This window comes from Planctomycetia bacterium (assembly GCA_015200345.1).
Classification (GTDB): Bacteria; Planctomycetota; Phycisphaerae; order UBA1845; family UTPLA1; genus PLA3.
The window spans coordinates 41,997-60,890 of the sequence record CP054187.1 but is presented as its reverse complement, the minus strand read 5'-3'; the positions used below and the strand labels follow the sequence as shown (position 1 = coordinate 60,890).

Genomic DNA, 18,894 nt, shown 5'->3' with positions numbered 1-18,894 from the left:
ACCGGCTGCACCACACGGACGCGACCGTTCACGAGGCGCAAGGATGCCCCGATCCCTCACTAACAATAAGCCCCCCCAGCCGGCAAAGGCCTGCCGGCGTCATAAATCTGGCTTTCCCTCTCCACAAGGCAGTCGATCAAGCCACCAGTTCGGCCACCTCGTCCTTAAAACGGCGGCGCAGCCGGGCGATGACGTCCTTGTGAATCTGGCTGACCCGCGACTCGGACAGGTCCAGCACGAGACCGATCTCGGCCATCGTCAGACCCTCGGTGTAATAGAGCACGAGCACGAGCCGCTCCTCCCGGTTCAACCCCCGCGTGATGTAGTCGGTCAGCATCTGCCGCGAGATCCGCTGCGAAGGATCAACGGCGTGAACGTCCGACACGTCCCACCCGCTCGGCGAACCACGATGGCTGTCGTCGTCGGATTGAACGGCCGACAGATGCACCTCGTGCCCCAGGCGGCTCAACCGGGACAGTTCCGCGAAGCGCTCGTGGCTGATCCCCATGTGTGCCGACAACTCCGTCTCGGTCGGCGGCCGGCCCAGCTCGGAATCGAGGATTTCCTTGTGCAACATCCTCTGCTTTTCAAAGCTGCGCACGGTGCGAGACTGGCCATCAAGCGCACGAAGCCAGTCCATGACGGCGCCGTGGATACGCTGCTGACAGAACGTCTCGAACTTGGCCTTGTGTTTGGGGTCGTAGGCTTGGACGGCTTCCATCAGGCCGTCGTACCCGGCGGAGCAGATCTCGTCGTAGCTGACCTGTGCCGGGAGCTTCTGGGCAAGCCGGGCCGCCTGCATGTGCACCAGCGGGCGGTAGTGCTCGACGAGCAGATTGCGAATCTTGATCGCTCGGCTGCTCAAGTACTTCTTCCAAAGCCCTTTGACGTCGCCGCGAGAGGAATTCATGCCTCACACTCCGTTGCTGGCACTGCGCGCGAACCCGAGGAGGAAGTGCGCGCGCACGGTCCATCCGTGAACTGACCGGTGTAGTCAACAGTGTGGGTGCAGATTCGAGCCTCGGCATCCTTGCCGAGGAATGAAAGAGTTCGAGCATTTCCTCCTTGAAACTCTTGCGGCGGGGAAAATATACCTCCATCCACCGTCGTGTTCCAGAGGAATCTCGAAAAATTTTTACAATTTTTTTGCTCCAAGGCTCCGGCGATCAATGGCCTTCGGCGGCCGGCCTGCCTGCGCATGATCCATTAACCCATTTCAGGCAACTTGATCATTCCGACGCGCAATTTCTGCGCGGCGGCTGCGCCGTGCTCACTCGATTTTTGCGGCACGATTCCGATCGACCGCTTTCCCTGTTGAGCGAGCGCGTGGTTAAGACAATCTACGAGAAGAGCCGCACGTTGCGGTTCCACCGCACCCGCAAGCGGGCAACGATCCGGGGGGGGGCTATTCAACCCCAAGCCACCAGCCAATGACGACCAGCCCCAGAATGATGCGATAGGCCGCAAAAGGAGTCAGCGTGCGTGTTTGCAGGTACTTCATCAAGCCGGCTACGACCACCCATGCCACGGTAAACGAGATTGCAAATCCGACTGCCAGCACCGCTGCCTGCTCGGACCCGATCGCGTGACGGTGTTTGATGAGCTTGAGAACACCTGCTCCCAGGAGCGTCGGGATCGCAAGATAAAATGAAAATTGCGCGGCGGTCGGCGCAGGGAGGCCGACGACCATGCCTCCCATGATCGTGGCCATGGCGCGGCTGGTACCAGGAATGATGGAAACAACTTGTGCGAGGCCGATCAGAAACGCCTGGCGCAGGGTGACGTCGTCGATTCCGGGCCCGGTGGTGCGACGGTACTTCCGTTCGATCAGAATCATCGCGATCGCTCCGAGGATCAGGGCGATTCCGACCGGGACGGGCTTTTCGAGAATCTTCTCGACGTAGTCGTTCAGCGGCAGGCCGATGACCGCCGCAGGCAGCATGGCGACAACAAGTTTTGTGATGAGGTGGCTGGTGATTCCGCCGCGCGGCACGGACAAAACGGCCGACAGAAGGTGCCTGCGAAAATGAAGCAGCACGGCGAGGATCGCGCCGATCTGAATGAAATACAGGAAAGCCTTCCACGCCGGTTGTTCGCCGTCCACCCCGAGCAGCGGCATCGCGACGATGAGATGGCCGGTACTGGAGATCGGGAGGAACTCACTAAGGCCCTCGATCACTCCGAGGACCATCGCCTTGACGAGATCAATCACCGGCGCGCTCCGATTCTAGCCACGGGCGCGCTGCGAGAGCGCCTGCCGCGAGGCGACAAGGTACGACCCGACGCTTAGGATGGTGACGCCGACCGTGATCCAGATCATGATGCTCCGGGTGGTCATGACCCACTCGATATCGCGCCACGCATGGATGGACTTGAGAATCAGGGGAATCGTAATCGACTGAAGCAGCATCTTCACCTTGCCCCAGAGGTTGGCCGCGTAGGGCGTACCGCCGGCTTCGCTGAATCCGCGTAGGCTGGTGACAAGCAACTCGCGCGCGATGATGACGACCACCATCCAAGGCGCCAATCCGGTCACGGACGCGCCGGTTTCGTCATGAAAGCCCGGCCCCAGAAGCAGGATGAATCCGCCGCAAACAAGAATTTTGTCAACAAACGGATCGAGAATGCGCCCGAACGACGTGACCTGGTTCTGCTTCCGCGCGAGGTAGCCGTCGAGAATGTCCGACAGCGCCGCGATGATAAAAAGCCAGAAGGCGGACTCGATCATCCAGGCCTGATCGACCCGGCGAGGCCATTCAAACACACCAAGGAGGCAGAAGAACACGATCGCCAGAACCAGCCGTGCCAAGGTGATCTGGTTGGGAAGGTTCATTCGACCGGTGGCATCCTTTGCCCATGGCCCTGGATTCGCCCGGCCGGCCCGTCAGCAAAGGCAAATCGACCGTGGCGATCCGTCCACGGAGGAAACACGAGTTTTGATTGGGCGCGGCTGGATTCGAACCAGCGTAGGCAGAGCCAACGGGTTTACAGCCCGTCTCCTTTGGCCACTCGGACACACGCCCGGGTCCTTTCCGCCAGGCGACCACGACAACGCCTGCGGGCGGAAGAATATATGACGAATCTGAAGCGACGTCCAGTAGCGTAATGCTCGCTTTCCGCGATTGAAACCGTTCCACCGCCCGGATTCTTTCCTGCTTGCCACTGCGCATCCAAGGGGCCTCAAATTAAGAACGCCATCACGTCATAAACAACGTGGCAACCGACGGCAAGGCCAAAACCCCGCAGAACATAGACGCCCGCGAGATACCCTCCCGCCGCACTGCGAAAAGCAAAGCCCCCGCTCGTGAACTCCTCGGCGCCGATCGGCGCGTAATGGTGCGCGGCGAAGAGCAACGATGAGACGATGACCGCACAGGCCACACCGATCGACTGACGTGCCCGCCCGACATCACTGATCACAAACGACAGGAGCGAAATAATCATCAGGCGGAAGACGAGTTCTTCGTATAGCCCCGCTCCGACGCTAAGGAGCAAATCATCCAATCGACTCCCGGTGCCGTTCGCAGCCTGGAGAAGGACGGCGCTCCCGACCGTTCCCCCTTGCGCGACGGCCGAGCGCGCCGCAAGCCCGGGAATCCAGTCATTCAGCAGCAACAACGGAATCGCCAGCAGCACGCTTTCGCCCGCCATGCCGCCCAGGGGCCAGCCCTCGACTTTCCAGGGATGCTGACTCGCCAAGTGCCAGAATAGCAGCACCGCAATCAGGGCGGCTCCTGGCAGGTAGTAGCCGGTCGCACCGAACAGACTGAAGAACCACTGAAGAATCTGCTGCGCGGCGAGAAACGGTCGTTGCTGCTGAAGCGCGCTGCCGTGCAACCAGATCATGCCAAGCTCGTAGGCGGCGATCATGGGCGCAAGGAACGCGAGGCATTGCAGCGGGCGCTGACTCACCTCCCAGTAGCGCACGGGTTCGGAATCTCGGCGTTTGGCCGGGCGTTTGGGAAGCGTGGCGGGAGGTTTACGGCGAGCGGCGCGACGAGGCATAAACGAGTATCATTACCCGGCGCGGGAGCAGACCGCAACGTGCATGTTCGGAATTTTCAATTTGCATGGCCGACGCCGACGCTGCAATCATCCGCCGATTCTACCGCGTGCTCCTTCACGCTTACGGTCCGCAGGGCTGGTGGCCGGGCGATTCGCCGACGGAGGTCGTGGTCGGCGCGATCCTGACGCAGAATACCAATTGGCGAAACGTCGAACGCGCCATCGCGAACCTGAAGGCGGCCCGGCTGCTGTCATGGCGGGCGCTTCGCGCTGTCCAGGCGCGCCGTCTGGCAACATTGATTCGGCCGGCGGGCTATTTCAATATCAAGGCCAAACGCCTCAAGGCCTTCGTGACGTGGCTCGGGGAGCGATACGGCGGCAGCTTGGCGAGACTTCGACGCCTTGATACCGCCGCCGCGCGAGCCGCGCTGCTGCAAGTGAACGGGATCGGCCCGGAAACCGCGGATTCGATCCTGGTTTATGCGCTGAACAAGCCAAGCTTTGTCGTGGATGCCTATACCCAGCGGGTGCTTCGACGACACCGCCTGATCGGCTGGAAACCCGATTACCACAAGACCCAGGCACTCTTCGAGCGCAGCATTCCGCGCGACACGCAGGTGTACAATGAATACCACGCTTTGCTGGTGGAAGTTGCCAAGCGCCATTGCAAAGCGCAGGCGAACTGCGAGGGCTGCCCGCTTAATTGGCATCCACACGACGCAGCACGCTGACATCGGGGGCACTACCAAACAAGCCCGTCCTGTGCGGCAGTCGGTACGCACTGCCCCCCAGGACCCGCGTGGGATCAGCTCATCGTCTTGTTTTTATAAATCTTGTACCCGACGAGAATCCCAATGATCACCAGCAGCAGCAGCCCATTTCGCATCGTGAAAACCGCGCCATCGTCTTGAGCAAGCATGAGTAGGTTGGACAACATGCGAGCGATCCTCTCAACAAATGTTGTTACGCGCGGCGCTTGTGCGACACGCATCGAGTCGCCGATCCCAGAGCGACCTCGCTAAACTTTCTTAACGGAGCCGTCGATACCTGTCAAGGACGCCGAATGAACTGTACAATCAGCCCACCCAGCACTTTGTCGTTCCAGTAGGCGACTGATTCAAGCCAAGTGCCCGTCGCCTGGATATATGCCGGATCGCCATCGAACACCTGTCTCCGCCTTACCCGCACACCGAATCCGCATCGCCTCGGCCTTGAGAACCTGCCTCTCCCGCGGATACCGCCTCGCGGATCTCAAGCGAGACATTCTGGCAGGGCTTGTTGTCGGAATTGTCGCCCTGCCGCTCTCCATGGCGCTGGCCATTGCTTCCGGCGTTCCCCCGCAGCACGGTCTTTACACGGCCATCGTTGCCGGCGGGCTTATTGCGCTGCTGGGCGGCTCGCCGGTGCAGGTTTCCGGTCCGACCGCCGCGTTCGTTGTTATTCTCGCACCGATCGCCCTGCAATACGGCCTCGGCGGACTGATGGTTGCCACGATGATGGCAGGCGCTCTGTTGTTTGTCGCCGGCATCATGCGGCTGGGACAACTCATTGAGTTCATCCCGTATCCGGTCACGACGGGCTTTACATCCGGCATCGCCGTCGTCATCGCCACGATGCAAATGCGCGACTTCTTCGGCCTGACGATCGACCATATGCCGGAACATTTTCACGAGCGGGTGCAGGCGCTTGCGATTGCGATGCCGCGATACCATGCGCCCGACCTGCTCATCGGATTGCTCACCCTCGCGGTCCTCGTCCTGCTGCCGAAGATCACGCGGCGCATTCCTTCCCCCCTCGTGGCGCTGCCGCTGGCGTCTGCTGTGGCTTATTTTGCCTGCCGATTGGGACACGGAATTGAAATCGACACCATCGCCAGCCGCTTTTCGTACACGCTCAACGGCGTCACGCACGCCGGCGTGCCGCAACTGCCCCCCGTACTGGCTTGGCCGTGGAAGGCACCGGGACCCGGCGGTGCGGAATTCAACCTCTCACTGGCGACCCTCCGCGCGCTGATCGGTCCGGCCTTTGCGATCGCCATGCTCGGAGCGATCGAGTCACTGCTATCGGCCGTCGTCGCCGATGGCATGACCGGCGAAAAGCACGATCCCGACGTCGAATTGATCGCACAGGGCATCGGCAACATCGCCTCACCGTTCTTCGGAGGAATCGCCGCCACCGGCGCGATTGCCCGAACCGCCACGAACATTCGATCCGGCGCGCGATCTCCGATTGCCGCGATGACGCACGCCGTGTTCATTCTGTTGGCCGTTCTGCTGCTCGCTCCGCTGCTGGGTTATCTACCGATGGCCTCCATGGCGGCGCTGCTGCTTGTGGTCGCATGGAACATGAGCGAAACCAAGCATTTCATCCACGTGATTCGCGTCGCCCCCGGGTCCGACGTCCTCGTGCTTCTCACCTGCTTCGCGCTCACCGTGCTGTTCGACATGATGATCGCCGTCAGCGTCGGCGTCGTGCTGGCGGCGTTGCTCTTCATGCGGCGCATGGCCGATGTATCCACGGTGCAACTGGTCTCATCTCATCCTCTGGCTCGGCAGGAGGCACTGCCGCCCGACGTGGTGATCTATGAAATCGCCGGACCCCTCTTCTTCGGCGCGGCGCAGAAAGCCATGAGTTCCCTGCGCACCGTCGAACGCGGCATACGAATCGTTGTTCTCGACATGGCCTCCGTCCCGGTGATGGACGCCACCGGACTGGTCAATCTCGAATCGGCCATGGAGAAGCTCCGCCGCGCCGGCGCGAACGTCATCATCGGCGGCGCGCGACCATCGGTGCTCAAGCTCATGGCAAAGGCCGGCTGGAAGGGGCGCCACGAATGGCTGTCGATCTACGGCACGATGGAAGAGGCGCTGCGCAAGGCGCGTGACCTGCCGCGGCGCACGATCTCGAGTCGTAGCGGCGCTTTATCACTCACCAGACCCAACCATCAGAAATCGCGATGAATCCCCATGCGCTCGGCCTCTTCGCGCAGATGGCGCAGCGCCCTGTGGCAGATCATGTGAATCGAACCGATGGAGCGTTTGAGCTGCTTGGCGACTTCCGAGACGGGTCGTCCCTCAATGAACCGCATCTGGATCACATCGCGATAATGATCGGGCAGCGCCGCAATGCATTCGGCCAGCACGTCAATGGCTTCGTCCCGCCGCACCGCCTGGCTGGGGGTGCCGGTTTGTGACATGATGCGCGCCATCAGATCGACGTAACTGGTTTGGCCGCTCGTTTGCGGCGCCTGTTTCACTTCGCGTCGCACGTCACGACGATCGGCCCGCATGGCACGGTGCTCGTCGATCAGCTTTCGATCAAGAATGGCGTACATCCAGCGGAGAAAGGAATCCTTGCCCTGGTACTCGAACTGATCGATGGCCCGAAACGTCTCCAGATAAACCTGCTGGAGGATGTCCTCCGGCTCGATCCGCGACTTCATCGTCGCGTCCATCTGGCGAAGCAGCCGGGCATGGAGGCGCGGATGGTACAAAACGAGTAAGCGCTGGATCGCTTCTTCGTTGCCCTTCCGGGCACGCTGTATGAGGAGCTTCGTTGCAGTCGAGTCGGACAAAGGCGACCCCATGGAACAGGCACGTCGGCCGGCAATGCCTTCGTCATCGGCATCTCGACCTGACCTGCCTAGAATAACAGACGAGTCGGCGAAAGGCCTTTAAAAGCGAAAAAACGCCGGTGGTTGCAAAAATCCGGTTCGATTGTAATCGGCGACTGGCGATTCATGCAGAACATAACCCCAGTTGCCGCATAGGATTACAAGCCGAGCCCGGTCGATTTAGCCCTGTGTGATTTTCAATTGAACAAACCGCGAACTTGGTGCAACACTTATAGGAGAGAGGATCCGCGCACCGGCTAGTCGACCGGAACAGCGCCGAAAGTGTCGAAACGGAATGAATCCTGCTGACCCGCAAGCCTTTGATTCCCCGGATGACGCGCTCGACGAACACCTGGGTGAACTCATAAACGAGTTCTTCGATCGGCGCGCGCGCGGTGAATCGATCTCCGAGGACTCGTTTCTCGCGGAAAATCCACAGCACGCCGAGGTGCTGCGCGAGCACTTGCGCGGGTTGCACCTGCTGGAACCGCTTAGCAAGTCCGGTGCGTCGTCGGCGGCGGATGACACGCTCGCGCGTCCTGTTGAAGGGCACTTCGGCGGATCGTCAGCTCGGACAAACGGCGGCGATTCGAGTCAGCCGCTTCCCAGTGTCGCCGGATACGAAGTTCAAAAGCCGATCGGGCGCGGCGGAATGGGATTGGTCTATCGCGCCATTCAGATTTCCACGCGGCGCGTCGTGGCGCTGAAGGTGTTGCTGGAGGGGCCGTTCGCGACCGAGTCGGCGCGCAAGCGCTTCGAGCGCGAGATTTCGCTCGCAGCAGGTCTGCGCCATCCGAACATCATCCCAATCTATGACAGCGGCACGTCCGACGGTCGAATGTACTATGCGATGGAGTTTATTTACGGCCTTCCGTTGAACGACTACCTGCGCGTGCACAATCTTTCGATTCGCGACACGCTGCAACTCATGCTCAAAATCTTCGCGGCCGTGGGCTACGCCCATCAGCGCGGCGTGGTTCACCGCGATCTCAAGCCGTCGAACATTCTCGTCGACGGCGAAGGCGAGCCGCACATTCTCGATTTCGGTCTCGCCAAGAGCGGCGCGCTGGGCGATGTGACCACGTCGATCTCGGCGCCGATCATCGGCACGCCGGCCTACATGTCGCCGGAGCAGGCATCGGCCGATCCGAACAGCGTCGATATTCGGACAGACGTCTATTCACTGGGCGTTGTGCTGTACGAGGCGATCTGCAAAAAGCTGCCTTACGACACGAGCGGCGCCATCGGAAAGGCGCTTCAAAACATCGCGCATGCCGAGCCGGTCTTCCCGACCAGGCACAACCCGAAGATCGATGCGGAACTGGCGGCCATCACACTCAAAGCACTCGAGAAGAACAAGGACAACCGCTACCAGTCCGTGGACGGATTCGCGCAGGACGTGCGACGCTACCTCGCCGGTGAGCCGATCTCGGCGAAACAGGCGACCGGCGCGTATCTGCTGAAGAAGGCCGTGCTCAAGCACCGGGCGCTCGTTGGCGTCTGCGCCGGCCTGCTCGCGATGTTCGGAATCTCCTGGTGGACCGTTCGGCAGTTTTCACGTGTCAGCACCGAGAAAGAGGGGCTGCACGAGCGGCTGGCGCGAATTGAAGAAGACTCGGCCAAGAAGGACGCGGCGATACAGGAGCTTGTGAAGCAAGGCAGCGGCCGATCCGATGTCGTCACCGATGCGGTTTTGAGTACGCTTAAACCGGAGCAAGCAGCGCTGGCCCGCGCGCTGGCCAAGGCCAAGACCAAGGAAGAAGCCGCGCTGGCGATACTCAACCTGGGCGCGACGATGCTCGCGGACGTGGCGCCCGACGCCGAGACCTCCTCCTTCAAATCGCCCAACGTAGAGCAATTCGATCGTCCGCTCGCGAGCCCGCGCCCATCACAACACGGTGGCAACGCATCCCAGCCGGCGGCAGAGTCCGCCGAGTATCAGCGCATTCTTCAGGTGATTCAGGAAAGTGCGATCCGCGCGGCATTGGCCAGGCAGGCAACAAGCCAGCCCGCGGAGCCTGCGCCGAATCAATCGCCCCCCGTCGCGGCCGCGTCCCAGCCCGCGCAACCGCCCAGCTCGCAGCCTTCAGACGCCGCGGTATCGGCCCCGCCCCCCGCTTCGCAGCCCTCGGGCACGTGACGAACGGCCTTCTGTTAACTCTGAACCTACGGCAGGAACTGGTCGCCCGGCCCCGGCGGCGCGTCCGAATCACCACGATGCACGAGGTGTACGCCGTAGTCGCTGGGAGGATTGCGCAACGATGCGATCCATGCCTCGATTCGCTTGAACCCCATCGCGCTGCGACTACGGAACAACGGCTTCAACTTGATGTCGCCGGGGTGCCGAAGCTCGGGCCGCACTTCCGATTCCGGCAGCAGGTAAGTCAGGATCAAGGAATTGGACACCTGCGCGCGGTTGATGAGCGGCCGGCCCTTATGGCCCAGCTCGTTCAGCAGGATGAAATTGCCGTACAACGCGCTGTTGGTCTTCTTCGGATCCTTGAACAGTCGAAACTTCACCTGCTCGACCGGCGCGCCGGGGCCGTGACAACCGGAGGTCGCGCAGCTTCGCAGGATCGGCGGAAGCACGTTGCGCTTGAACTCGGCGAACACCTCCGGGTCGGTCAAGATCTCCACTTTGTCGGCGAACTCCTCGCGCTTGTAGTACGCCATGGCGTGGAGTTTCTGTGCCGGCGTCTGCTTCAGAAAATCGCGCCGATTGCGCTCCTCGGCAAAATCGGGATGTCCCTCCATGCTCACCAGAAACTCGTCTATCGCCTCCCGTGGAACCTTCACCGTCACGCGGTCGGGTTGCGCCGTGCGCATGCGCATGCCGCGCAATTCCATGTAGCGAATCCGGCTGATCTCCTTGTTTGTCAGCTTGCGCTCTTCGACGCGATACGGCCCCTCGAACATCGCCTGCATCGCTTCTTCGTCGGCATCGCTCGGACCGGACGTCGGCGCCGGCGGGTCCTGCATCCCGTAGACGGCCGGCGCGCCGGCAAACCGGCCCTCGTTCACCGACGGTCGCCACATCGCGCCAACGAAACACCACGCAGCCGCCCCGCTTAGCAAGCAGACACCGATTCGATGGTTCATTCGACTCATCCTCAACTGGTACGTTGCCTTGCTTGAAAGCCCTGTCGTTGACGAGGTCAGGCCGTCCACACACCGGAACTGCCGCACCGATCGATCTCTGTTTATTCTATCCCATTGGAGGATGCTTTGACCATGACGACGATTCCGCCCGAACCCGATGGTGGAGACCGTTCGACTGAACTCGCCGCGCTGGTCGGCCGCAAAGTCGTGTTGGACACGGCAGGGCCGCTGATCTATCTCGGCACACTTGAGCGCGTCACGCGGGAGGGGTTCTGGCTGGAACGGGCCGACATTCGTGATCGGAACGAGGGGCACGATACGAAAGAAGAATACATCTGCGCCGCGCAGAAGCTGGGCATTCGCGAGAACCGCCGGCGTATCTTCGTCTTCGCCAACGTCGTGGTCAGTCTTTCCGCACTCGATGACGTGATCGGTACGTGACGGCCTTGCGCACCGAGGGTGCTACAGAATCCCCGCGCTGAATGAACCGCCCGGCCCCAGCGGCTTCGAAGGACCACCGGCATGCGATGGCTCTCGCGCCGAATTCGGTTCGGTGCGCGAGGACGCTTCCACGTCGACGTCCGGTGATTCGGTTTTCGCTGCTGCATGGGAGCGCACCGCAGCCGAACGCTTGAGATCGTCGATCAATTCGTCGTATTCGGACGGCCCCAGGTCGTCGTCTTCGTCAAACGCCGCTGGTCGATAACCCGGCTCGGCCGAGCGGGCCAATTCTTCCTGATAGGCCCGGATGATCTCGTCTTGAATCCGCTCGCGCCCCGCGGGATTGATCGGATGGGCCACGTCGGCGTGCAACTTGATCCGCCCCTGGGCATCCCGAATGGCCCGGTTGTCATTCAATCGTGTGCCACATTCATTGCAGAAGCGCGCCCGGAGATGATTCTTGCACCCGCACTTGCGGCAACGGTCGGCCAGTTTGCGCGACGGCATCGCCACGAACGGGCCGTTGACGCCGTCGATGATCTTCAAGTCCCGAATGACAAACTCGCCGTCCAGCGTCACGCTGCAAAACGCTCGCAGTCGCTCGGAATTGCTTCCGACCAGCTTGATCCTCACCTCGGTGATGTTCATCAGGCGGCCTCCGGATCATCATGGTGCCAATCAAAGTCGAAGCGTCGGTCGCTGGTTCCGAAGCCTACCACAACAGCGATTCGAAACCAAGCGGATTCTCGTGGTCCGCGCGGGTCAGCCGAGTACTCGCGAGATTTTCACGCGCTCTTCCGTCGCCAGAACCGGTTCAATCTTCCCACACCAGGCCTGCGCATGGGATTCGTCATCAAAGAGCGTGAACAAGCAACTGCCGCTGCCGGTCATGCGCACAATCCGGCCACCGCCTCGCGACAACCGCGCGTGCAGTTCCGCCAGACGAGGCTCGACTTCAAAGGCCGCCGCCTCCAAATCGTTGAACAACATGGGCAGCAACCGGTCCGCTCCGATATCCCGCGTTTCCCACGGCGACGCAGTCGACCGGGAGCGCGCATCCGTTCGGGCAATCTCCGCGCGCCGCGCGTGGCAGCGATACACATCGGTCGTGGAGAGACCGTATGGCGGGACGATGACCGCGGCGAAGCCCTGCCATCCTCTCGCGCGCGCAAGAACCTCGCCGCGCCCCCGCATGACGGCCTGGCCGCCTGTTAGAAAAAACGCTACGTCCGAACCGAGCGTCGCGCCGATGGCTGCGAGCTGATCGATTGACCAGTTAAGATTCCAGAGTTCGTTCAACGCCGAAAGTGTCGCCGCCGCGTCCGAGCTGCCGCCACCCAACCCGCCGCCGATTGGAATGCCTTTGACGAGCCGGATACGAACCCGCGCCGCCTGACCGGCTGCATCGGCCAGCGCCAGGGCCGCACGATGAATCAGATTGCTTGCATCGTTTGCCAACGGAGCAGCGGCATGTGGTTCAATGATCAGGCGAAAATCATCCGCCGCTTCGAAGCGCAGTTCATCCGTCAGAGCAATCGGCACGGCCCAGGATTCCAGCTCGTGAAAGCCATCGGCCCGGCGACCGAGAACGGCAAGCGTCAGGTTGAGCTTCGCATGAGCCTCGCGGCGAATCATGCCGGAATCATATCGCGCCGCCGTCGTGGTCGTTTGACGCGGCCGGACAACAAGACAATGATGAAGCGTCCGGGCGAGTGGCGGAATGGCAGACGCTGGGGATTTAAAATCCCCTATCCGCAAGGATGTGCGGGTTCGAGTCCCGCCTCGCCCAGTCCTCGTTTCCCGCCCTCGCCTTGACGGCGAGGATTGTTTCCAGTATCAATTCCGACATGGCTAAAGCACCTTTGCACTGCAACGTGATCACGCCCGAGCGGCAGGTTCTCGAAACGGACGCGGTTTCGGTGGTTCTCCCCGCGCACGACGGGCTTGTCGGCGTGCTCGACCAGCGCGCCCCCCTGCTTTGCGAATTGGGCACCGGCATCCTGCGCGTCGAGACCGATGCCGGCAAATCACAGCAGGTCTTCGTCGACGGCGGCTTCGCCCAGGTACTCAAGAATGAGGTAACCATCCTCACCGAGCGCGCAGCCCTGGCGGAGAACATCACGGCTGACCAGGCGCGCAAGGCGCTGGAAGAAGCCCAAGCCATGCCCGCCAAGGACGAATCAACCGCCGCTGCCAAGCAGCGCGCCATCGCCCGGGCCAAGGCGCAACTGACGATCGCCGGGAAATAAGAAGCGTGGGGACTGCAATGGTCGTTCTCCGCTCCGGCATCCCGCCGGCCAACGGCGGATGTGCGCGCGGAGATGACCTCCGCCTGACGGCGTTCGGTTGGCTTAGCCGTGATGATTTCAGTTGCTTCGCCCTTCCCCAACACCCTGCCCGGATCCGGACTTTGCGATTCCGAAGCCGGCGCTGCCACGACGGAGTCTGGAAACGGCAGTTTAAGATTTCCGGTTCTCTTCTATTTCCACGCAGGCATCCCTACCTCTGCGGCGTATCCGGACGCTCCTGCATGGCATCAGCCGCCGCACCATCCGTGCCTTCGCCCGGATCCGTCGAACCGCCGTCGTGCTCAACGGAATTCGCCTCGTCCACGACGCCGTCGTCCAGCTCCGTCAAGGCGGCGGTCTTGATCCCGTTGGGCTTTCGCGTCGGCTTGCCTTCCTTGTCGATCTGAAAGTTCGCGTCGGTCAGCCGAACGCTCGTATCGATCTGCGTGTAAAGATACATCGCATCGAGCGTGTCCTCGGTGCGCTCTTCCCGGCCGGCGCGCCAGAGGTACGTCCCCACCGGCGTTAACGTCGCGGTACTCAAGTACAGATCCTGCAGGGCGACCGTCACTCCCCTGCCCTTCGGGTAGCGAATCTCGATGTGATGGCACGGCTCCTTGGCCGGGCCGATCTCGGTCGGCTCGCGCACCGTGAGCGTCGCGCCGCCAAGTTCGACGGATTTCTCAATGCCTTCCAGCACGCGCTCCAGCATCCGCCGTGGTCCGAAATCGGTGATCGGATTGCGGGCCTTGCCGAACTCGACCGCGAGCTGCGGCGCGAACTTCTGCACCGCCGGCGGGAAACCCAGCAGCCCCTTCCGCGGCAGCAGCACGACCTTGTCCTCGTCCCGGCCACGAACAAAGACGCATTGCTTGTACTCCGAGCCTTTGTCCAGCCACGTGAACCGCACGCTGAACGGCTCATCACGATACTCCGCGAGAATCGTCTCCAGCGGCGCCAGCTCCTTGAACACCCCCAGTCGTTCCTGACGCATAAAGACCGTAGTAAACTCTTTCAATTTGCTCGTTTCGGCATGCACCTCGCGGAGGAAGGCCACCGGATCCTTCGCCACCCGCGCCTTCAGCGCCGCCTGCGAGGCGACTTCGATCGTCGACCCGGCCGGGATGTCTACCTTCGGTTGCGCGCAGCCGGCGACCCCGATTGCCACGCAAAGCAAAAACCCCATGCACAATTCCAATCCGCTTACGATTCGATGATTCGTCACAAACACATCCCTTTCGTGCGACTCGCAAGACCTTATAACCGCGCCGTTGCAGGTGCGTCCTCGACGCACCCTTCCATTCATGCGGCTGACAAGCCCGCCGATTCCATGCACTCAATCGGTCCCGCTTCCCTGCTCTCTCGTTCCCGCTCCGTGTTCCCATCTAATAATAAATCGTCCGCGTCCGGTGATGCGGAACAGTCACATCCGCCCCATGCGAACGCTCCCAAAGCTGACAATCGATCACCCAAGGCGCAATCGGTCTCCCCATTTTGCCCGATTGCCGGCTCATGCGATCCACTGCCTCTATCGAGGCCGCCCGCAACTCGACTTCTTCACCACTCCCGGCCGCCAATTCCAGACCCGCGTCAATCTGCGCAGCAAGGGATTCGGACACGCGAAGGATGCCCAGATGCCGGAGAATTTGCGGCACGCGATAATCCGCGAACGCGGTCAATTCCTCCAGACCGGTCAGCATCGGACCGCCCCGCGCCGCCCAGGCCTGCGCCAGATCCATCGCGCAAATCTGCGCCCGCTTCATAAAGAACACCGGGCTGCCGCGATACCCCGCCACGTCGCGAAATGAATCGAAGTTCGTCATCAACAGCACCGCCAGCGGCCAGGCTCGATGATTCACCGATTCCACCGCGTTGCTGAACTGACCATCGAACCGATCGAGCAGCACGGCCGCCGTTTCGCGAACGATTCGCAGGCGCTCTTCCATCAGCAGCAACTCGCCCGACCCGGCCAGGAGGAACTTCAGCTCCTGCGGGGTGACCTCGGCCCAATAGGCCGCATCGAACCACCGGGGATCGCTCTTCGCCGAGAGCAGGATGGACACGAGCATCGCATTGAATCGCTCATACGTTTGCCCGCGCCATTGGATGCGAATGGGATTGTCCGACCAGAAGCAGAAGTTCATCGCGCTGATCAAGAGCACGAGGTTGGCAATTTGGTCGGCGTCGCCGGGAAAATGCTCGTGCAGCCCGCCGGGGTGCGCGAGCAGCCTTTCGCGCGGCGTCTGCTGTACCCATCTTGCTATGGCCGCGTCATCCACGAAAACGTGCTTTGCGTGCCGAATGACGGGCTGAATGGAATCGAGGACAATCATTTAAGTGAATGCTATCGGGCCGGTGGCGACTCGACAACGCCGTGGTGCACTCAACGCCGAGCCGCCATAATACGCCGATCATGTTGATGTCCATGCTTTGCATCGCCTCGGGGATTGTTGCGGCGCGCTGCGGCGCGGATCAGCCCGCACAGGTTGAGATCGAGTTTGTTGTAGGGGTCCCCGGCGACACGCCTACCGACGCCGCCCCGTTTATTTCGGGCAATCGGCCCGAACTGGGCAATTGGCGGGCCGATGGACTGCCCCTGATTCGTACCGTGGACGGACGCTATCACGCGAGATTGAATCTGCCGGATGGCGCCGAAGTCGAATACAAGATCACGCTCGGCGACTGGACGCGCGTCGAGCGCGATCCATCCGGGCGCGACATTGCGAATCGGCGCTTCACGGCGGCCTCGGGTCTGGTCGTGCGCGCCGAGGTGGCGTCCTGGGGCGGCGCGCGGACGCAATCGCCTGCTAATCCGCCGCAACCACACGCCTCGCAACCTGGCACGGCGCCACCTCAAGCCAGACGGTCAACACGCACCGGCGATATCCGATTACACGAACCGTTTCGCAGTCGCACGCTGAACAATGAGCGGACGCTGGCGGTCTACCTGCCGCCGGATTACACGCGCCGCCCGACCACCCGCTACCCCGTGCTCTACATGCACGACGGTCAGAATCTCTTCGACGCGATGACGTCGTTCCTCGGAGTCGAATGGCAAGCCGATGAGCACGCGGAGCGGCTTATCGCCGCGGATCGAATCGAGCCGATTATCATCGTCGGAATCTACAACTCCCCCGAGCGCATGAACGAATACACCCCGCAAGCCGATCCCCAGCGCGGGGCCGGCGGTCGCGGTCGCCAATACGCTCGCTTCCTTGTCGAAGAAGTCAAGCCGTTCATCGACAGGACGTATCGCACCCGGCCCGATCGCAAGAATACGGCTGTCGCGGGGTCGTCGCTCGGCGGGCTGATCTCGCTGTACCTGGCGCGCGAGCATCACGAGATTTTCTCACAATGCGGCGCGGTCTCGCCCGCGCTCATGTGGGCCGACGCCGCGCTATTGAATGAGATTGAAACGTCGCCGAATTGGATGGCCAACACGCGCTTCTGGCTCGACATGGGCACCGACGAGGGCCGACAGATCGGAACCTTCAGCCGTGCCATCGAATTGACGCGCCGGCTGGAGCGCGCCTTCCTCGCCGCCGGCCTCGTCACCGGCCGCGACTATTACTACGCGGAAATCTACCAGGGCCAACACAACGAGGCCGCCTGGGCTGACCGTTTCGACCGCATGCTGTTGTTCTTCTACGGACGCCCAAACGCAACCTCGATTCCGCCGGCGGCCACCCAGCGCGCGACGGATGCGATCCCGCGCACAGATCGTTGATTGCCCAACTGAAAAGGAACGCACATGCCAACGCTGATCAAGTCTCCAACGGTGATCCCCGCCGCAGGAAACAAGCCCAAGATCATCGAGGAGTTCATCGGTCGCGTAACATCCCGAACAAGCACCGTCAGCATCGCGCGAATGCAAAGCCCGTCCGGCTGGAGCGAGCCGTTTCAGACGCCGGACTTCGATGAGTTCACGATCGTGCTGAAGGGGGTATTGCATGTCGAGTTCGACGGCGGCGCGATGGATGTCCGCGCTGGGCAGGCGGTCATCTCGCACAAGGGCGAACGCGTGCGCTACAGCACACCCGATCCGCAGGGGGCGGAGTACCTCGCCGTCTGCCTGCCCGCTTTTTCGCCCGACACGGTCCACCGCGACGCATGAACGCGCCGTTACTTGCCGCGCGCCGCCGCGAGATAGCGCGTGATCTGATCGATGTGCGACAAATCGTGCCCGGCCTCCATCTTCAGCATCAGCCCCAGCGATTCCTCACCGCGTTCGTTGTGCCGACCGACCCGCGCCAGGTCCGCAGGTCCCATGCCGCGCCACACACGCAGATTCGCCTCGCGAAGCATCGCGTAGTGCTCCGCCAGCTCGCGCGGCTCCCGCTCGTTGTACCGCTGCCCTGCGACCCACAGGTCCTGATCCATTCCCAGGATCGTCGGCCGATCCTCGCACAAAATCAGCCGAATCCGATAGCCATAGACCCATTCCGTGTCGACCAGATGCCCGATGATCTCCAGCGGCGTCCATTTCCCGGGGAACGGCCGCGTGCGCAGCGTCGCGGCGTCATGCTCGGCCACGATCCGCCGTATAAAGACCGGTGTCTCACCCATCACCTCCAGCGGATCGCGGTCGCCCAGCAGCCCCAGCAGCTTGTTCTGATACGCCGGGGAGTCCCCCGCTTCAATGGCTGCCACATGAGCCATATGTAAACCTCCGGTAAAATCGGCCCGCCGCCTCCCGCCACGCTCCGACGGCGGACATCCTTCAAACAAAAATCGCCCGCGAATCGCGTCGGCATCGGCAGAGCATTGAATCGTCCGCGCCGGACGGCGTAGAATAACACGAGTTCTGCCGCTTGTACGCCTTGATGTCTCCGGGGGGAGGCCGTGAAGAATCGCCACGCCATCATGCTCTGCATCACCGCTCTGTTTGCTACTGGCTGTGGCGGTTCGCTCGTTCCCATCCCCGCGCCTCTGCCGGTGGTCGTTACGCTCCCGGTTAACCCGCTGGTCGCGTCCTTCGTCAACATGGACGGCCAATGGGTCCTCGCCGACGAGACCGGAAAGCGTTCGTGCCTTGTGATCCAGGAAGGCCGCGTATCGATCTTCGACCGAACGTGCAGCCCGGATGGTCGTGGATTCGTGCCGCGAATTCTCATGGCCCCGAAGATCGCCAGCGCCGGCGATACGATCACGCTCACGTTGACCTACAACCCGGAGAGCTTCAGCGAAGTCCGGATGCGGACAACCTTTGTCGGGGAGGTCCAAATCGACGGGCAGTTCCAGGGATACCGGACGGATGAGCGGTTGGACCAGCCGGACACGCAGTCCTCCGAACCGGTTTTCGCAACGCTTTCGCGGCAGTAGAAGTCCGCCGTTACCGCGTGACACACATATCCCCCTTGCCAACCCTATTCGGACCAGGCATCTGTGCAAAAAGACACGTCCAGCCTGTATCAAGGTTCAAAAGGACGCAAATGACCTTTTAGCCGC

20 protein-coding genes and 2 tRNA genes are annotated in these 18,894 nt (G+C 61.8%); 10 read left to right on the top strand and 12 right to left on the bottom strand.

Translation table 11 applies throughout. The annotated features are described in order from the left end of the window. Window positions 1–136: 136 nt before the first annotated feature. A complete protein-coding gene (locus HRU71_00300; protein QOJ02019.1) occupies window positions 137–910 on the bottom strand; it encodes a sigma-70 family RNA polymerase sigma factor in 774 nt (257 codons plus the stop codon). Between the two features lie 155 nt (window positions 911–1,065). On the opposite strand from HRU71_00300, the gene HRU71_00295 reads away from it, so the two are divergent. Next, on the top strand, window positions 1,066–1,434 hold the full coding sequence (locus HRU71_00295) for a hypothetical protein (GenBank protein QOJ02018.1): 369 nt from the start codon (window positions 1,066–1,068) through the stop codon (window positions 1,432–1,434). Here the strand turns inward: HRU71_00295 and HRU71_00290 are convergent. From HRU71_00290 to HRU71_00275, 4 genes are all read right to left on the bottom strand, one after another. Continuing rightward, window positions 1,406–2,212: an undecaprenyl-diphosphate phosphatase gene (locus HRU71_00290; GenBank protein ID QOJ02017.1), complete on the bottom strand. Its 807-nt coding sequence runs from the start codon at window positions 2,210–2,212 to the stop codon at window positions 1,406–1,408. The two genes, HRU71_00295 and HRU71_00290, sit on opposite strands and share 29 nt — an antisense overlap. 15 nt (window positions 2,213–2,227) lie before the next feature. Next, a complete protein-coding gene (gene pgsA, locus HRU71_00285; GenBank protein QOJ02016.1) occupies window positions 2,228–2,833 on the bottom strand; it encodes a CDP-diacylglycerol--glycerol-3-phosphate 3-phosphatidyltransferase in 606 nt (201 codons plus the stop codon). Between the two features lie 108 nt (window positions 2,834–2,941). Then, window positions 2,942–3,023, bottom strand: a tRNA-Tyr gene (locus HRU71_00280). Between the two features lie 157 nt (window positions 3,024–3,180). Next, entirely contained in the window at window positions 3,181–4,005 is an 825-nt protein-coding gene (locus tag HRU71_00275) for a CPBP family intramembrane metalloprotease (protein QOJ02015.1), read from the bottom strand. A 65-nt stretch (window positions 4,006–4,070) separates the two neighbouring features. Here HRU71_00275 and HRU71_00270 point away from each other — a divergent pair, with 65 nt between their 5' ends. Together HRU71_00270 and dauA are read left to right on the top strand one after the other, a co-directional pair. Next, on the top strand, window positions 4,071–4,736 hold the full coding sequence (locus tag HRU71_00270) for an endonuclease III domain-containing protein (GenBank protein QOJ02014.1): 666 nt from the start codon (window positions 4,071–4,073) through the stop codon (window positions 4,734–4,736). 414 nt (window positions 4,737–5,150) lie between these two features. After that, a complete protein-coding gene (gene dauA, locus HRU71_00265) occupies window positions 5,151–6,965 on the top strand; it encodes a C4-dicarboxylic acid transporter DauA (GenBank protein QOJ02013.1) in 1,815 nt (604 codons plus the stop codon). Here dauA and HRU71_00260 read toward each other — a convergent pair. After that, on the bottom strand, window positions 6,950–7,591 hold the full coding sequence (locus HRU71_00260) for a sigma-70 family RNA polymerase sigma factor (GenBank protein QOJ02012.1): 642 nt from the start codon (window positions 7,589–7,591) through the stop codon (window positions 6,950–6,952). The two genes, dauA and HRU71_00260, sit on opposite strands and share 16 nt — an antisense overlap. A 322-nt stretch (window positions 7,592–7,913) precedes the next feature. Here HRU71_00260 and HRU71_00255 point away from each other — a divergent pair, with 322 nt between their 5' ends. After that, window positions 7,914–9,758, top strand: a complete 1,845-nt coding sequence (locus HRU71_00255; protein QOJ02011.1) for a protein kinase — start codon at window positions 7,914–7,916, stop codon at window positions 9,756–9,758. Between the two features lie 26 nt (window positions 9,759–9,784). Here the strand turns inward: HRU71_00255 and HRU71_00250 are convergent, their stop codons facing one another. Continuing rightward, window positions 9,785–10,717 (bottom strand): hypothetical protein, encoded by a 933-nt coding sequence (locus HRU71_00250; GenBank protein QOJ02010.1) that lies wholly within the window; start codon window positions 10,715–10,717, stop codon window positions 9,785–9,787. Between the two features lie 132 nt (window positions 10,718–10,849). Here HRU71_00250 and HRU71_00245 point away from each other — a divergent pair, with 132 nt between their 5' ends. After that, window positions 10,850–11,158, top strand: coding sequence for a hypothetical protein (locus HRU71_00245; protein ID QOJ02009.1), 309 nt, complete (start codon window positions 10,850–10,852; stop codon window positions 11,156–11,158). 21 nt (window positions 11,159–11,179) lie between these two features. On the opposite strand, the gene HRU71_00240 is transcribed toward HRU71_00245, so the two are convergent. Then, on the bottom strand, window positions 11,180–11,806 hold the full coding sequence (locus HRU71_00240) for a septation protein SpoVG family protein (GenBank protein QOJ02008.1): 627 nt from the start codon (window positions 11,804–11,806) through the stop codon (window positions 11,180–11,182). A 114-nt stretch (window positions 11,807–11,920) separates the two neighbouring features. Beyond that, window positions 11,921–12,793: a 4-(cytidine 5'-diphospho)-2-C-methyl-D-erythritol kinase gene (locus tag HRU71_00235; GenBank protein ID QOJ02007.1), complete on the bottom strand. Its 873-nt coding sequence runs from the start codon at window positions 12,791–12,793 to the stop codon at window positions 11,921–11,923. 71 nt (window positions 12,794–12,864) lie between these two features. Here HRU71_00235 and HRU71_00230 point away from each other — a divergent pair. Continuing rightward, window positions 12,865–12,947, top strand: a tRNA-Leu gene (locus HRU71_00230). 58 nt (window positions 12,948–13,005) lie between these two features. Then, window positions 13,006–13,407 (top strand): ATP synthase F1 subunit epsilon, encoded by a 402-nt coding sequence (gene atpC, locus HRU71_00225; protein QOJ02006.1) that lies wholly within the window; start codon window positions 13,006–13,008, stop codon window positions 13,405–13,407. Window positions 13,408–13,657: 250 nt separating this feature from the next. Here the strand turns inward: atpC and HRU71_00220 are convergent, their stop codons facing one another. Beyond that, entirely contained in the window at window positions 13,658–14,671 is a 1,014-nt protein-coding gene (locus HRU71_00220) for a DUF1571 domain-containing protein (GenBank protein QOJ02005.1), read from the bottom strand. A gap of 160 nt (window positions 14,672–14,831) precedes the next feature. Beyond that, window positions 14,832–15,779 (bottom strand): hypothetical protein, encoded by a 948-nt coding sequence (locus HRU71_00215; GenBank protein ID QOJ02004.1) that lies wholly within the window; start codon window positions 15,777–15,779, stop codon window positions 14,832–14,834. An 80-nt stretch (window positions 15,780–15,859) separates the two neighbouring features. On the opposite strand from HRU71_00215, the gene HRU71_00210 reads away from it, so the two are divergent. Next, on the top strand, window positions 15,860–17,173 hold the full coding sequence (locus HRU71_00210; GenBank protein QOJ02003.1) for a hypothetical protein: 1,314 nt from the start codon (window positions 15,860–15,862) through the stop codon (window positions 17,171–17,173). Between the two features lie 24 nt (window positions 17,174–17,197). Next, complete coding sequence (locus HRU71_00205) at window positions 17,198–17,560, top strand: AraC family ligand binding domain-containing protein (GenBank protein ID QOJ02002.1); 363 nt, start codon at window positions 17,198–17,200, stop codon at window positions 17,558–17,560. Window positions 17,561–17,568: 8 nt separating this feature from the next. On the opposite strand, the gene HRU71_00200 is transcribed toward HRU71_00205, so the two are convergent. After that, complete coding sequence (locus HRU71_00200; protein QOJ02001.1) at window positions 17,569–18,105, bottom strand: DinB family protein; 537 nt, start codon at window positions 18,103–18,105, stop codon at window positions 17,569–17,571. 204 nt (window positions 18,106–18,309) lie between these two features. Here HRU71_00200 and HRU71_00195 point away from each other — a divergent pair, with 204 nt between their 5' ends. Further along, window positions 18,310–18,768, top strand: coding sequence for a hypothetical protein (locus HRU71_00195; GenBank protein ID QOJ02000.1), 459 nt, complete (start codon window positions 18,310–18,312; stop codon window positions 18,766–18,768). Window positions 18,769–18,894 lie beyond the last annotated feature (126 nt).

Coding starts and splice junctions, on each gene's coding strand:
- HRU71_00300 (QOJ02019.1), bottom strand. CDS start 910: ATGAATTCCTCTCGCGGCGACGTCAAAGGGCTTTGGAAGAAGTACTTG.
- pgsA (QOJ02016.1), bottom strand. CDS start 2,833: ATGAACCTTCCCAACCAGATCACCTTGGCACGGCTGGTTCTGGCGATC.
- HRU71_00275 (QOJ02015.1), bottom strand. CDS start 4,005: ATGCCTCGTCGCGCCGCTCGCCGTAAACCTCCCGCCACGCTTCCCAAA.
- HRU71_00270 (QOJ02014.1), top strand. CDS start 4,071: ATGGCCGACGCCGACGCTGCAATCATCCGCCGATTCTACCGCGTGCTC.
- dauA (QOJ02013.1), top strand. CDS start 5,151: ATGCCGGATCGCCATCGAACACCTGTCTCCGCCTTACCCGCACACCGA.
- HRU71_00260 (QOJ02012.1), bottom strand. CDS start 7,591: ATGGGGTCGCCTTTGTCCGACTCGACTGCAACGAAGCTCCTCATACAG.
- HRU71_00255 (QOJ02011.1), top strand. CDS start 7,914: ATGAATCCTGCTGACCCGCAAGCCTTTGATTCCCCGGATGACGCGCTC.
- HRU71_00250 (QOJ02010.1), bottom strand. CDS start 10,717: ATGAACCATCGAATCGGTGTCTGCTTGCTAAGCGGGGCGGCTGCGTGG.
- HRU71_00245 (QOJ02009.1), top strand. CDS start 10,850: ATGACGACGATTCCGCCCGAACCCGATGGTGGAGACCGTTCGACTGAA.
- HRU71_00240 (QOJ02008.1), bottom strand. CDS start 11,806: ATGAACATCACCGAGGTGAGGATCAAGCTGGTCGGAAGCAATTCCGAG.
- HRU71_00235 (QOJ02007.1), bottom strand. CDS start 12,793: ATGATTCGCCGCGAGGCTCATGCGAAGCTCAACCTGACGCTTGCCGTT.
- atpC (QOJ02006.1), top strand. CDS start 13,006: ATGGCTAAAGCACCTTTGCACTGCAACGTGATCACGCCCGAGCGGCAG.
- HRU71_00215 (QOJ02004.1), bottom strand. CDS start 15,779: ATGATTGTCCTCGATTCCATTCAGCCCGTCATTCGGCACGCAAAGCAC.
- HRU71_00210 (QOJ02003.1), top strand. CDS start 15,860: ATGTTGATGTCCATGCTTTGCATCGCCTCGGGGATTGTTGCGGCGCGC.
- HRU71_00205 (QOJ02002.1), top strand. CDS start 17,198: ATGCCAACGCTGATCAAGTCTCCAACGGTGATCCCCGCCGCAGGAAAC.
- HRU71_00200 (QOJ02001.1), bottom strand. CDS start 18,105: ATGGCTCATGTGGCAGCCATTGAAGCGGGGGACTCCCCGGCGTATCAG.
- HRU71_00195 (QOJ02000.1), top strand. CDS start 18,310: ATGCTCTGCATCACCGCTCTGTTTGCTACTGGCTGTGGCGGTTCGCTC.